Annotated in this window: 9 protein-coding genes; 7 read left to right on the top strand and 2 right to left on the bottom strand. The window is 74.1% G+C overall.

The window, feature by feature from the left end; translation table 11 throughout:
* Window positions 1-33 precede the first annotated feature (33 nt).
* The gene (locus ACFV9M_RS08810; protein ID WP_385070998.1) at window positions 34-1,272 is read right to left on the bottom strand and encodes a mannosyltransferase family protein; all 1,239 of its coding nucleotides are present in this window, start codon (window positions 1,270-1,272) and stop codon (window positions 34-36) included.
* A 260-nt stretch (window positions 1,273-1,532) separates the two neighbouring features.
* On the opposite strand from ACFV9M_RS08810, the gene ACFV9M_RS08805 reads away from it, so the two are divergent.
* Both ACFV9M_RS08805 and ACFV9M_RS08800 read left to right on the top strand, forming a co-directional pair.
* Window positions 1,533-3,128, top strand: a complete 1,596-nt coding sequence (locus tag ACFV9M_RS08805) for an MFS transporter (RefSeq protein WP_385071001.1) — start codon at window positions 1,533-1,535, stop codon at window positions 3,126-3,128.
* 125 nt (window positions 3,129-3,253) lie between these two features.
* Window positions 3,254-4,441, top strand: coding sequence for an acyl-CoA dehydrogenase family protein (locus ACFV9M_RS08800; protein WP_385071004.1), 1,188 nt, complete (start codon window positions 3,254-3,256; stop codon window positions 4,439-4,441).
* A 33-nt stretch (window positions 4,442-4,474) separates the two neighbouring features.
* On the opposite strand, the gene ACFV9M_RS08795 is transcribed toward ACFV9M_RS08800, so the two are convergent.
* Window positions 4,475-4,912: a cell division protein SepF gene (locus ACFV9M_RS08795; protein WP_385071007.1), complete on the bottom strand. Its 438-nt coding sequence runs from the start codon at window positions 4,910-4,912 to the stop codon at window positions 4,475-4,477.
* Between the two features lie 353 nt (window positions 4,913-5,265).
* Here ACFV9M_RS08795 and ACFV9M_RS08790 point away from each other — a divergent pair, with 353 nt between their 5' ends.
* The 5 genes from ACFV9M_RS08790 (at window position 5,266) to ACFV9M_RS08770 (ending at window position 14,031) form a co-directional block, all read left to right on the top strand.
* The gene (locus tag ACFV9M_RS08790) at window positions 5,266-6,441 is read left to right on the top strand and encodes a DUF5685 family protein (protein WP_385071010.1); all 1,176 of its coding nucleotides are present in this window, start codon (window positions 5,266-5,268) and stop codon (window positions 6,439-6,441) included.
* 418 nt (window positions 6,442-6,859) lie between these two features.
* A complete protein-coding gene (locus tag ACFV9M_RS08785) occupies window positions 6,860-7,765 on the top strand; it encodes a S1 family peptidase (protein WP_385071013.1) in 906 nt (301 codons plus the stop codon).
* Window positions 7,766-8,164: 399 nt separating this feature from the next.
* Window positions 8,165-9,247, top strand: a complete 1,083-nt coding sequence (locus ACFV9M_RS08780) for a S1 family peptidase (protein WP_385071015.1) — start codon at window positions 8,165-8,167, stop codon at window positions 9,245-9,247.
* 117 nt (window positions 9,248-9,364) lie between these two features.
* Window positions 9,365-12,994: a DNA polymerase III subunit alpha gene (locus ACFV9M_RS08775; RefSeq protein ID WP_385071018.1), complete on the top strand. Its 3,630-nt coding sequence runs from the start codon at window positions 9,365-9,367 to the stop codon at window positions 12,992-12,994.
* Complete coding sequence (locus ACFV9M_RS08770; RefSeq protein WP_385071020.1) at window positions 12,991-14,031, top strand: hypothetical protein; 1,041 nt, start codon at window positions 12,991-12,993, stop codon at window positions 14,029-14,031. Before ACFV9M_RS08775 ends, ACFV9M_RS08770 begins: the two co-directional genes overlap by 4 nt.
* Window positions 14,032-14,149 lie beyond the last annotated feature (118 nt).

Genomic DNA, 14,149 nt, shown 5'->3' with positions numbered 1-14,149 from the left:
TTCACTGCGCGCTCACTGACAGTACGGAGTCGATCATGGGGGACCGGAGCCGTTCAGCCACCACGCCCCGTAGAGCGCCGACGCCACCGCGACACCCGTCACCACCAGCGCGGACCGCGTCGTCCGCAGCCGGGCGAGGGTCACGGCGAGGGGGAACAGCAGCGGGAACGCGGGCAGCAGCAGACGGGGTTTCGAGCCGAAGTAACTCGACGCGCACAGCGCGAGCGCCAGGACCGCACCCGTGTACACCAGCAGCGGAAGCGGCTGGCGCCGCCTTGCACAGACGGCGTACAGCAGGAGGAGCAGGGTCACGCCGGCGATCAGTCCGAGACCGGCGACGGCCGACGGAATTGACGTGAACTTGTCGATGATGAAACGGGCAAAGGCATAGCCGCCGTCGAAGCCGTTGCGCCAGCCCGCCTGGACGTCGAGATAGCCGAGCGGGCCCCGGCCGGTGCGGTGGCCCACCCAGAGGACATAGCCGGCTGTCCCGAGGGGGGCGAGGAGAAGACCGAGGGCGCGTCTCGTCCTGTGCGCGCCCCAGGCGGTGCGTTCACGCCGGGCAAGGGGGTGGGGGGAAGGACAAGGGGCGCGCACCTCCGTACGCGCGCTCTGTGCGGGCTCCGCGCTCCGGGCTCCCCCGAACGAGAGCGCACCGGCCGTCCACACCGCCGCGACCACGGCGAGCCCCGCCGGCCGGGTCAGGCCCGCCAGCGCCGCCAGCGCGCCCGCGGTCACCCAGCGGCCGGTGAGCACCGCGTACAGCGACCAGGCGGCGAGCGCGGTGAACAGCGACTCGCTGTACGCCATCGACTGCACCACCCCGACCGGCAGCACCGCCCAGAGCAGCACCGCGCAGACCCCCGCCCGGCGCCCGTACCGCAGGTCGGCGACCGCGAAGATCCCCCAGGCCGCGGCGAGCGAGGCGACCAGGGAGACGACGAGACCGGCGCCGCCGTACGACAGCGGCGTCACCGCGTGCAGCAGCCGCTCCAGCCACGGCAGCAGCGGGAAGAAGGCCAGGTTGGAGTGCACGTCACCGTTGGGCAGGCGCACCTCGTAGCCGTACCCCAGCTCGGCGACCCGCGTGTACCACAGCGCGTCCCAGCGCGCCGTCAACAGCGTGTACGCGCTCTTGTCCCGCGCGGCGCTCCACACGGCGAGGGCGAGCAGGCCCAGGGCGCGGACGGCCGCGTACCCCGCCAGGGCCGGGGCCGCCCGGCGCAGGGCCGCGGAGCCGGGGAGCGCCCCGCGCGTTCCAAGATCGGTCACGGGCTCGATTATCGGCCGGACGCGCGGGGGCGGGGCGCGCCGGGGCGTGCGGGCCGGTGGAAGGAGTGGTGTACGCCACACGGGTTCCCCGGAGGTCTGAGAGGTCCGCCATGTGGCCGAGCCGCGAACTCGCGTACGCTGCGTGTCTCTCGCCGTTCGTCTGCGCGGGCCGGAGAACACCGCTTCCCTCCGGCCGAGTCGCGGGGAGTCCCCGCCCCCGCGAGCCCGCCGAACCCGAGGAACACCTGGGAGGTACGTACATGTCCGGGACGACCACGGCCGCCGTCGGGCTGCGCCGTCGGGCGGCCGGGGCCGGTGCCAACCGCTGGATCGTGCTCGTGGTCCTGTGCGTCAGCCTGCTCCTGGTCGCCGTCGACGCGACCGTGCTGCACGTCGCGGTGCCCGCCGTCACCGAGGACCTCCGGCCCGGGGCCATCGAACTGCTCTGGATCGTCGACACCTACCCCCTCGTCTGCGCCTCGCTGCTGATCCTCTTCGGCACGCTCGGTGACAAGGTGGGCCGCAGACGCGTGCTGCTGCTCGGATACGCCCTGTTCGGCGTCGCCTCCGCGCTGGCCGCGTGCGCCGGGAGCGCCGAGGTGCTCATCGTGGCGCGGGCGCTCCTCGGGGTCGGCGGCGCGATGATCATGCCGGCGACGCTGTCGATCCTGCGGCAGGTCTTCCCCGACCGGCGGGAGCGGGCGGTCGCGATCGGCGTCTGGAGCGCGGTGGCCGCGGTCGGCGCGGCGGTGGGGCCGCTGCTCGGGGGCTTCCTGCTGGAGCACTTCTGGTGGGGTTCGGTCTTCCTGGTCAACATCCCGCTGATGCTGGTCAGCCTCCCGGTGGGGCGGCTGCTGCTGCCGGAGTCGCGCGGCGCGGGCGACGGGCCGTGGGACGTCGTCGGCGCGCTGATGGCCGCCGTCGGGCTGTTCGGCGTGGTGCTGGGCGTGAAGCGGCTGGGCGGCGGGGGGACCGACGCGCTCACCTCGGTGCCGCTGCTCGCGGGCGCCGCGCTGATGGTGCTGTTCGTACGGCGCCAGCGGCGGCGCGCGCATCCCCTGGTGGACCTGCGGATGTTCGCCCGGCCGGCGTTCAGCACGTCGGTGGGGTGCATCGTGCTGGCGATGCTGGCGCTGGTGGGTCTGGAGCTGATCGCGGCGCAGTACCTGCAACTGGTGCTGGAGCTGTCCCCGCTTCAGACGGGGCTGCGGCTGCTGCCGCTGACCTTCGCGGCGATGGCGGCGGGGCTGGCCGGGGCGCGGCTGCTGCGGAGGTTCGGGCCGCGGCGGATGGTGTGCGCCGGCTTCTGCCTCACGGCGGCCGCGGTGGTGACGCTGACCCCGATGGGCGGCACGGACAACGCGGGGCTGCTGCTGTTCGGCTTCGTGCTGCTCGGCTTCGGGCTGGAGACGACGCTGTTCGGGGCGTACGAGTCGATGCTGAGCGAGGCCCCGCCGGAGCGGGCCGGCGGGGCGGCCGCGATCGGGGAGACCTCGTACCAGTTGGGGGCGGGGATCGGGATCGCCCTGCTGGGCAGCGTCATGAACGCGGCGTACGCGCCCGGGCTGTCCTCGGTGCCGGGGGTGCCGGCCGCTGACTCCGCCGCGGCGGGGCACTCGCTGGGCGAGGCGTACGAAGTGGCCGGGCGGCTCGGGGGAGCGGCGGGCGATGCCCTGCGGCGCACGGCCCGGGACTGCTTCGTGCACGGGCTGCACGTCACGCTGCTGGTGAGCGCGGGGCTGCTGTTGCTGGGGGCGGTGATGGCGCTGCGGTTGCCGCGGGCCATGCAGGACGAGATCCCGCCGGTGGAACTGCCCGGGCCCCGGGAGGCCACGGAGACCCGCGTCACGGCGTGACGCCCGGGGACGACGGGCCCGGGGACAACCCGCGTCACGGCGTGACGCCCGGGGGAGAACGCCGTAACGTGGGGCGCCGGATTTCCGTGACTAGCGGTGCTAGTTTTCCTGTTCCGGAGGGTTCGATGTCCGCTTCCGCCCTGCCCCCGTTCGATCCCGCCGACCCCCTCGGCCTCGACGACCTGCTGACGGAGGAGGACCGCGCCGTCCGGGACACCGTGCGGGCGTGGGCCGCGGACCGGGTGGTGCCGCATGTGGCCGGGTGGTACGAGGCGGGGGAGCTGCCGGGGATCCGGGAGCTGGCGCGCGAGCTCGGCGGGATGGGCGCCCTCGGGATGTCGCTCGAGGGGTACGGGTGCGCCGGGGCGAGTGCCGTCCAGTACGGGCTGGCGTGTCTGGAGCTGGAGGCCGCCGACTCCGGGATCCGGTCCCTGGTCTCGGTGCAGGGGTCCCTCGCCATGTACGCCGTGCACCGCTTCGGCAGCGAGGAGCAGAAGCGGACGTGGCTGCCGCGGATGGCCTCCGGTGAGGTCATCGGGTGCTTCGGGCTGACCGAGCCCGATCACGGATCCGACCCCGGCTCCATGCGGACGTACGCCAAGCGGGACGGCTCCGACTGGATCCTCACCGGGCGGAAGATGTGGATCACCAACGGGTCCGTCGCCGGCGTCGCCGTGGTGTGGGCCCGGACCGAGGAGGGGGTCCGGGGCTTCGTCGTGCCCACCGGCGTCCCGGGTTTCTCCGCGCCGGAGATCAAGCACAAGTGGTCCCTGCGGGCCAGTGTCACCAGCGAGCTCGTGCTCGACGACGTGCGGCTGCCCGCCGACGCGGTCCTGCCCGGGGTCGTCGGGCTGAAGGGCCCGCTCAGCTGTCTGTCGCACGCCCGTTACGGGATCGTGTGGGGGGCCATGGGGGCGGCGCGCGCCTGCTTCGAGGCCGCCGTGGCGTACGCGAGGACGCGGGAGCAGTTCGGGCGGCCGATCGGGGGGTTCCAGCTCACCCAGGCCAAGCTCGCCGACATGGCGGTCGAACTGCACAAGGGGATCCTGCTCGCCCATCACCTCGGGCGGCGGATGGACGCCGGCCGCCTGCGTCCCGAGCAGGTCAGCTTCGGCAAGCTCAACAACGTACGGGAGGCGATCGAGATCTGCCGGACGGCGCGGACGATCCTGGGCGCCAACGGGATCTCCCTGGAGTACCCCGTCATGCGGCACGCGACCAACCTCGAGTCGGTCCTCACCTACGAGGGCACCGTCGAGATGCACCAGCTCGTGCTGGGCAAGGCGCTCACCGGGCTGGACGCCTTCCGCTGACCCACGGGGGCAGGGCCGGTGAACGGCCCTGCCTCAGCTCTGGTTGAAGAAGCCGTCCGTGCGGCGCGCGGCCGGGTCGCCGTTGACGATCTCCGTGTCGGCCGGGGTGAGGAGGAACACACGGGTCGACACCCGCTCGATCGAACCGCGCAGACCGAAGATGAGCCCGGCCGCGAAGTCGACGACGCGCTTGGCGTCGCCGGCCTCCATGGCCGTCAGGTTCATGATGACCGGGACCCCCTCGCGGAACAGCTCGCCGATCACCCGCGCGTCCCGGAAGCCGTCCGGGGTCACCGTGCCGATCCGCCGGCCCTTCTCCTCGGCCGTGTCGGCGGCGACCCTCACCCGGGGGTCGGTGACCCAGGCGTCTCCGGAGTCGGTCCCCTCGGAATAGTCGTCGTCGTAGTAACGCTCGTCATCGTTGTCGTCGACGAGGCCAAGCCAGGCACTCGCCTTGCGTACCGATCCCATGGACGCCTCCTCTCACAGCGGTTCTTCTTCCGTTCCGCTTCCCCATGGTCGTCCATGATGCGGATGTCGCGCCAAGTGGATAGACGCCGCGCGGGGGGTTTGTGACGGTACTGGTGCACAGGCGATCCGTCGAGAGTCCGTGTGCCCCAAGGGTCGCTCACCACACTGCTGCTGACTGAGAGTGAAATATGATTCTTCACGGCGTACGGGTGACAACTGGAGCGTACGGGTGAGCCGGGCGAGCCGCTCCGGTGTGATGATCCGTCGATACGATGCGGCGGCGCACTGCGGTTCACTGTCCTTCTCCGCAGGTCGTCGCAGCTCAACGTCGTACGGACCACGGGGGGATCGTCGTGTTCGGAATCGTCAGGCCGTGCCGTCACCGGCTCGGTGAGGGACTCAGGACCCAGTGGATGGCGCACTTGTGCGGGCTGTGCCTCGCGCTGCGGCGGGACCACGGACAGTTCGCGCGGGTCGTCACCAACTACGACGGGCTGCTGATATCCGTCCTGACAGAGGCTCAGGCAGTCGGCCGGGACGGGGGAGGGCGGCGCACGGCCGGACCGTGCCCGCTGCGCGGGATGCGCAGCGCGTCCGTCGCGCAGGGCGAGGGCGCGCGGCTCGCGGCCGCCGTCTCGCTGGTGCTGGCCTCCGCCAAGGTGCGCGACCACGTCGCCGACGGCGACGGCTGGCTGGCCCGGCGGCCGGTGGCGCTCGCCGCGCGCCGGGTCGCCACGAGCTGGGGCGCGGCGGGCGCCCGTACCGGCTCGGCCGTCGGCTTCGACACCGCCGTCCTCGTCGACGCCGTCGACCGGCAGGTCGGACTCGAGGCGCTCGCCGGGCCCGGCACGCCGATCCTGGCGGTCACCGAACCGACCGAGACCGCGACGGCCGCGGCCTTCGCGCACACCGCGGTCCTGGCCGGACGGCCGGGCAACGCCGCACCGCTCGCCGAGGCCGGGCGCCTCTTCGGACGGCTCGCGCACCTCCTGGACGCCGTGGAGGACAGGGAGGCCGACGCCGCGTCGGGGGCGTGGAACCCGCTGACCGCGACCGGGACACCGCTCCAGGAGGCCCGGCGGCTCGCCGACGACGCCGTGCACGGGATCCGGCTCGCCCTGCGCGAGGCCGAGTTCAGCGACGCGAGGCTGGCCCATGTGCTGCTCGTGCACGAACTGCGCGCCTCCGTCGACCGTGCCTTCGGCACCACCTCGTGCGGGCACCCGGCGCAGCGGTTCGGACCCCCGCCGGGCAACCCGTACGCGCCCTCCGGCCCCGGCGGCCCGCCTGCGCCCCCGCAGCCCCCGCACCGCGACCGGCGCGGCCTCCTCGCCGGCTGCCTGGTCTGGGCGGGGCTCGCCTGCACCTGCCAGATGTGCTGCGGCGAGTACGACGACCCGTGGACGCGGGAGCGCAAAGAGGGGTACTGCTCGCGCTGCGACGACTGCTCCGACTGCTGCGAGTGCTGTGACTGCTGCGGGAACTGCGGTGACGGCTGCTGCTGCGACGGCTGCGGGTGCGACTGCTAGAAGAGGGGAGGGTGTCCGGCGTCCGTGCCCGAGTGCCCGCGGGTCCGAGTGCCTGAGTACCCGCGTGCCCGCGGGTTCGAGTGCCCGCCTGTCCGCGTGCCCGCGGGTTCGAGTGCCCGCCTGTCCGCGTGCCCGCGGGTCCGAGTGCCCGCCTGTCCGCGTGCCCGGCCCGGTCCGTCGCCGGGGGCCGCAGGAGTCCGGCAGGCGCACCCGTGAGGCCCGACTCGCACAGCCCGTTCAAGGGTTGACGGCCGAAAGGCGCCCTTGCGCCGACCGGCCGTTCGGCCGAATACTCCCCCTCAGCGCTTGTCAGGGGCACGGCGTGTTCGGAATCCGGACGCCCGAGCCGCCCTTTGACTGCGCCTCACGGGCCCCGACCCCACGCGGGCCCCCGACTTCCCCTGGGAGGGAACGAAACGTGAGGATCAAGCGCACCACCCCCACCAGCGGCATCACAAGACGGACCCGGCTGACCGCCGTGGCCACCGGACTCGTGGCCGCGGCGGCCGTCGCCATGCCCCACGCGAGTGCGGCCGACGCCACCCCGTTCAGCGCCGCCGAACTCCAGAGCGCCGGCGCCTCGGTGCTCGAGGCCGACGTCCCGGGCACCGCCTGGGCGGTCGACAGCAAGACCAACCGCGTCGTCGTCACCGTCGACAGCACGGTGTCCCAGGCCGAGATCGCGAAGATAAAGGAGCAGGCGGGTGCCGACGCCGACGCTCTGACGATCAAGCGCACCGAGGGTACGTTCCGGAAGTACATCGCGGGCGGCGACGCCATCTATGCGAGTAGCTGGCGCTGTTCCCTCGGCTTCAACGTCCGTGACAGTGCGGGCAACTACTACTTCCTGACGGCCGGTCACTGCACCGACGGCGCGGGCACCTGGTACTCCAACTCCGCCCGCACCACGGTCCTCGGCCCGACCACGGGTTCCAGCTTCCCGACGAACGACTACGGCATCGTCCGGTACAGCAACACGTCGATCGCCAAGTCGGGCACCGCCGGCAACACGGACATCACCAGCGCGGGCACCCCGAGCGTGGGCACCACGGTCTACCGCGACGGCTCGACCACCGGCATCCACAGCGGCCGCGTCACCGCCCTGAACGCGACCGTGAACTACGGCAGCGGCGACATCGTCTACGGCATGATCCAGACCACGGTCTGCGCCGAGCCCGGTGACTCCGGCGGTTCCCTGTACGGCACCAACGGCGTGGCCTACGGTCTGACCTCCGGCGGCAGCGGCGACTGCACCTCCGGCGGCACGACCTTCTTCCAGCCCGTGGTGGAGGCCCTGAACGCCTACGGCGTCAGCGTCTTCTGATCCCGGGTCCGTCCGGGTGTGCGCCCGGGTCCGCCCCCGGCCGGCAGGAGAGCCCCCGCACGCGACGGCGTGCGGGGGCTCTCCCCTGTCCGAACGGCCTGCCGCGGCGCACGACGGCGCCCGCCGGGAGCACCGGACGCACCGGTGACATCACGCCAGGTCCGGACCTCGCCGCCTGGTGGCCGGCGCGTCACGCGTGGCGTTTGCAGTGCGAACCGCCCGGCGCGAGCGGGGTGGTGAAGGCGTGAAGGGCGCGCCGTGGTCGCCATGTGCGCGTCCGGAAGGCGACCTTGTGTGCTACCTGTGGGGTTCGGAAGAGTGGGCGCCCGTCGACCCAGCCTTCCGGTCCGCGGCGGTCCCCGCGACCGGTCCGGACCGACCCCCACAGGAGGACGCGAGTTGAAGCACCGACGCATGTCCGGACGGCGGGCCGTCCTCACGGGAACGGGCATCGCCGCCCTCGTCGTCGCGGGAGCCACCTTCCGGACTGCGAACGCGAGCGAGGCCCCGGGCCCTCCCGGGCCCCGGCCGCTCTCCGCCCCGGCGGCCGGAAAGCTCGCCTCGGCCCTCGGCGCGGACCTCGGCGCCGACGCGGCCGGCGGCTACTACGACGCGGAGAGCGGGACCCTCGTGGTGAACGTGCTCGACGAGGCCGCGGCCAGGACCGTCGAGGCGGCCGGCGCCCGGGCCAGACGCGTCGAGAACTCCCTCGCCGAGCTGCGCGGCGCCCGTGCGACACTCCGCAGGGACGCGGCCGTCCCCGGCACCTCCTGGGTGACCGACCCGACCGCCAACAAGATCGTCGTCACCGCCGACCGTACGGTCTCCGACGCCGAGTGGGCCCGGCTCGCCGAGGTCGTCGAGGGCCTCGGCCCCACGGCACGGCTCCGGCGCATCCGGGGGGAGTTCACGCCCTTCGTCGCCGGCGGCGACGCCATCACGGGCGGCGGCGGACGCTGCTCGCTCGGCTTCAACGTGGTGAAGGGCGGCGAGCCGTACTTCCTGACCGCCGGCCACTGCACCGAGTCCGCCTCGACCTGGTCGGACTCCTCCGGCACCGTCATCGGCACGACCGAGACCTCCAGCTTCCCCGGCGACGACTACGGCCTCGTCCGGTACACCGCCGACGTTCCCCATCCCAGCGAGGTGAACCTCTACGACGGCTCGGCGCAGGCGATCACGGGCGCCGCCGAGGCCACCGTCGGCATGGGCGTCACCCGCAGCGGCTCGACGACCCAGGTGCACTCCGGCACGGTCACCGGCCTGGACGCCACCGTGAACTACGGCAACGGCGAGGTCGTCGACGGCCTCGTCCAGACCGACGTCTGCGCCGAGCCCGGCGACAGCGGCGGCCCCCTCTTCTCCGGCGGCAGCGCGATCGGCCTCACCTCCGGCGGCAGCGGCGACTGCGCCTCGGGCGGGGAGACGTTCTTCCAGCCGGTGACCGAGGCGCTGTCGGCGACGGGCACACGGATCGGCTGACGGCGGACGTTTGCGCAGGTGGGGGGCGCTCGAACGGTCGTCGTACAGATGTTCGGGAATTGGTCTATGGTGGGGGTGAGGCAGTTTTGAACTGATGTTCGATAGTGGGAGGTGTGGATGCCGGGCTTCACGCATCTGCACACCGTCTCCGGGTTCTCCCTGCGCCACGGCGCCTCGCACCCGGAGCGGCTGGCCGAGCGCGCCTGCGAACGCGGCATGGACGCCCTCGCCCTCACCGACCGCGACACCCTCGCCGGCACGGTCCGTTTCGCCAAGGCCTGCGCGAAGGCGGGCGTGCGGCCGCTGTTCGGGGTGGATCTGGCGGTGGTGCCCCCCGAGCCGGTCCCCGGGGACGGAGCCGTACGGCGGGAGCGGCGCCGCACCCCGGTGCGCGGAGGCGCCTTCGTCGACGAGTCGGCCCCCCGCGTCACCTTCCTCGCCCGGAACGGCGCCCGTGGCTGGGCCGGTCTGTGCCGGCTCGTCACCGCCGCCCACACCGCGGCGGGCACCCCCCTGCTGTCCTGGGCCGACCAGCACGGCGACGGTCTGACCGTCCTGCTCGGCCCCGACTCCGACGTCGGCCGGGCCCTCGCCGCGGGCCGCCCGGACCGCGCCGCGCGGCTCCTCGCCCCCTGGCGGGAGGTCCACGGCGACGCCCTGCGCCTGGAGGCCGTCTGGCACGGCCGTACCGGCACCGGACCCGGCTCCCTGCGGCTGGCCGCCCGTACCGTCGGCTTCGCCGCCGAACAGCGGGTCCGCCCGGTGCTCAGCAACGCCGTCCGGTACGCCGACCCGGGCCAGGGTCCGGTCGCCGACGTCCTGGACGCCGCCCGCCGCCTGGTGCCGATCGACCCGGCCGGGGAGCTGGACTCCGGCGAGGCCTGGCTGAAGGACCCGGACGCCATGCTGCGGGCCGCCGAGCGGATCGTGGAGGCCGCCGGCTTCCGGCGCGAGGCCGCCCACCGCCTGCTGGAGCAGACCCGGGCGACGGCCGCCGAGTGCCTGGTCGACCCCGAGGACGACCTCGGCATCGGTACCGTCCACTTCCCCGAGCCGCACCTCGTCGGCGCCGGCCGCCGGACCGCCCAGCGGGCGCTGGCCTCGCGGGCGGCGGCGGGGATGGTGCTGCGCGGCTACGAGGGGCGGCGCGCGTACTGGGAGCGGATGCACCGCGAGCTGGACATCATCGCCCACCACGGCTTCGCCTCCTACTTCCTGACGGTCGCCCAGGTCGTGGACGACGTCCGGGAGATGGGCATCCGGGTCGCCGCGCGCGGCTCCGGCGCCGGCTCCCTGGTCAACCACCTCCTCGGCATCGCGCACGCGGACCCGGTCGAGCACGGGCTGCTGATGGAGCGCTTCCTGTCCAAGGAGCGGGTGGTGCTGCCCGACATCGACATCGACGTGGAGTCCGCGCGCCGGCTGGAGGTCTACCGGGCGATCATCGGCCGGTTCGGCGCCGAGCGGGTCGCGACGGTCGCGATGCCGGAGACGTACCGGGTCCGCCACGCGATCCGGGACGTGGGCGCGGCCCTGTCCCTGGACCCCGCCGAGATCGACCGGCTCGCCAAGTCCTTCCCGCACATCCGGGCGCGCGACGCCCGCGCGGCGCTGGAGGAGCTGCCCGAGCTCAAGGCGCTGGCGGCGGAGCACCGGCGGGAGGAGGGGCGGTACGGGAGGCTGTGGGAGCTGGTCGAGGCCCTCGACGCCCTGCCGCGCGGTGTCGCCATGCACCCCTGCGGGGTCCTGCTCTCCGACGCCTCCCTGCTCACCCGTACACCGGTGATGCCGACCAGCGGCGAGGGGCTGCCCATGTCCCAGTTCGACAAGGACGACGTGGAGGACCTCGGGCTGCTCAAGCTGGACGTACTGGGCGTGCGGATGCAGTCGGCGATGGCGCACGCGGTCGCGGAGACACGGCGGGTGACGGGCGCCGAGGTCGACCTGGACGCCCTGCCGCCGGGCGACCCGGCGACGTACCGGCTCATCCGGTCCACCGAGACGCTGGGCTGCTTCCAGATCGAGTCGCCGGGGCAGCGCGACCTGGTCGGGCGACTCCAGCCGAGCACCTTCCACGACCTGGTCGTCGACATCTCGCTGTTCCGGCCGGGGCCGGTCGCCGCCGACATGGTGCGGCCGTTCATCGAGGCGCGGCACGGGCGGGCGCCGGTCCGGTACCCGCACCCGGACCTGGAGGGGCCGCTGAAGGAGACGTACGGGGTCGTCGTCTTCCACGAGCAGGTCATCGACATCGTCGCCGTCATGACGGACTGTGGCCGGGGCGAGGCGGACCGGGTGCGGCGCGGGCTGTCCGACCCGGAGTCGCAGGGGCGGATCAAGGTCTGGTTCGCACAGCGCGCGGCGGCGAACGGATATGACGCAGAAACGATTCAGCGGACCTGGGGAATCGTCGAGGCCTTCGGTTCGTACGGCTTCTGCAAGGCGCACGCGGTGGCCTTCGCCGTCCCGACGTACCAGTCGGCGTGGCTGAAGGTGCACCACCCGGCCGCCTTCTACGCCGGGCTGCTCACGCACGACCCCGGGATGTACCCGAAGCGGCTGCTGCTGGCGGACGCGCGGCGGCGCGGGGTGCCGATCCTGCCGTTGGACGTGAACCGTTCGGGAGCCGCCCATCGGATCGAACTGATGTCTGAATCCAGGGGAGCCATGGCGGATTCCATGGGGGGGTCGGGGAACTCCGGCCGGTGGGGCCTCCGGCTGGCCCTCTCCGACGTGCACGGCATCAGCGAGGCCGAGGCACGGCGGATCGAGGAGGGGCAGCCGTACGCCTCGCTGCTCGACTTCTGGGAACGGGCCCGGCCGAGCCGGCCGCTCGCGCAGCGCCTCGCGCAGGTGGGCGCGCTGGACGACTTCGGCGCCAACCGGCGCGACCTCCAACTGCACCTGACCGAGCTGCACCGCGGCTCCCGGGGCGCGGGCGGCGGCCAGCTCCCGCTGGCCGGCGGGCGCGGGACGGCCCCGGCGGGGCTGCCCGACCTCACCTCCGAGGAGCGGCTCAGCGCCGAACTGGGCGTGCTGTCCATGGACGCCTCGCGCAACCTGATGGACGACCACCGGGAGTTCCTGCGCGAGCTGGGCGTGGTGTCGGCGCGCCGGCTGCGCGAGGCGCGGCACGGCGGGACGGTGCTGGTCGCGGGCGCCAAGGCGGCCACCCAGACCCCGCCGATCCGCTCCGGCAGACGGGTCATCTTCACCACCCTGGACGACGGCACCGGCCTGGTCGACCTGGCCTTCTTCGACGACTCCCACGACGCCTGCGCCCACACCGTCTTCCACTCCTGGCTGCTGCTGGTGCGCGGGGTGGTGCAGCGGCGCGGCCCGCGCAGCCTCAGCGTGGTGGGCGCCGCCGCCTGGAACCTCGCCGAACTGCTGGAGATACGGCGGGAGGAGGGGCTGGAGGGGGTCGCGGCCCGGCTCGCCGAACCGGCCGGCCCCACACCCGCCGACGGTTCCGCGCCCGCCGACGGTTCCACGGCGGCCGAGGGTTCCACGGCGGCCGAGGGCCCCGCGCCCGCCGGCGCCGACGGCCCGGCGCGCAGGCGGCTCGCCGGCTCCGACGGGCTGCCCGCGCCGGCCGGGTCCGCGGCCCAGGACGCGATGGAGCGGCGGCACATCCGCATGCCCACGGGGTACCGGATGCACCCCTGGGCCGATCTGCGCCCCGCGGGCGAAGGGCCCGCGGTGGGAAGGAAGTTGTGGCACCAGAGTCCGGGGAGTGCGGGATGACCATCCTCTGCGTACGTTTCCAGCTGCCGCCGGCGCGCGAGACGGCCCTGCCGGGGCTGCTCGGGCTCCTGGAGGACTTCACCCCGGTGGTCGAGGCGCTGCCGCCGGACGGGGCGCTGGCCGATCTGCGGGGCGCCGAACGCTACTTCGGGCGCGGCGCCGCCGAGCTGGCCTCGGTGATCCGCGTCCGCGCCCTCGCGCTGCACGGGGTCGACTGCGCGATCGGCGCCGGACCGGGCCCGATGCTGGCCCGTATGGCGATGCGGGAGGCCCGGCCCGGGGTGACGTGCGCTGTGCCCGAGGACGCGGTGGGGGAGTTCCTCGCCGGGAGGCCCGTCGTCGCCCTGCCCGGCATCGGCACCGCGACCGCCCGCACCCTGTGCGAGTACGGCCTCGACACCCTCGGCCGGGTCGCCGTCGCGCCCCTGTCCACGCTCCAGCGGCTGGTCGGGGCGAGGGCGGGCCGGGACCTGCACGAGCGGGCGAACGGCGTCGACCGGGGGCGGGTCGTCCCCGACGGCGTCTCCCTCCCCCACTCTCGGCTTCGCTCGAGCGGGGGGACCCCCATGCTGGCCACCGAACGCCCTTTCACCCGCGACGAACTGGACCCCGACCGGCACCGCCGCGCCCTGCTCTCGGCCACCGAGGAACTCGGCTCCCGGCTGCGCACCCTGGACAAGGTCTGCCGCACCCTCACCCTCACCGTGCGCTACGCCGGCCAACCCCCCTCTCGGACGGGCTCGAACGGAGGGAGCTCCCTCGCCACCACCCGCAGCCGCACCCTGCGGGAGCCGACCGCCCACTCGCCGGTGCTCACCCGGACCGCGTACGACCTCTACGAGGCGCTCGGCCTCCAGCGCGCCCGCGTCCGCGCGCTCGCCCTGCGCGCCGAGGGCCTCGCCCCCGCCGGGCAGGCCACCCACCAGCTCACCTTCGACCCGGTGGACGAGAAGGCCCGCCGCATCGAGGAGGTCGCCGACCGCGCACGGGCGAAATTCGGACCGAGGGCGGTGACGCTGGGGACACTGGCGGCGTGAGCCCGGCCGGCGCGGCGGGCCGGTCCGGGGGCGGGCGTGATCCCGTTCCGGGGCGTGAGCCCGCCCGACGTGGAGGTCCGGCCCGGGGGCGGGGAGGCGAGCCCGGGGCGGGAGGCCG

The organism is Streptomyces sp. NPDC059895 (assembly GCF_042731035.1).
GTDB lineage: Bacteria > Actinomycetota > Actinomycetes > Streptomycetales > Streptomycetaceae > Streptomyces.
Note: the sequence above shows the minus strand (reverse complement) of the source record. Positions and strands in the feature narration are given on the sequence as shown.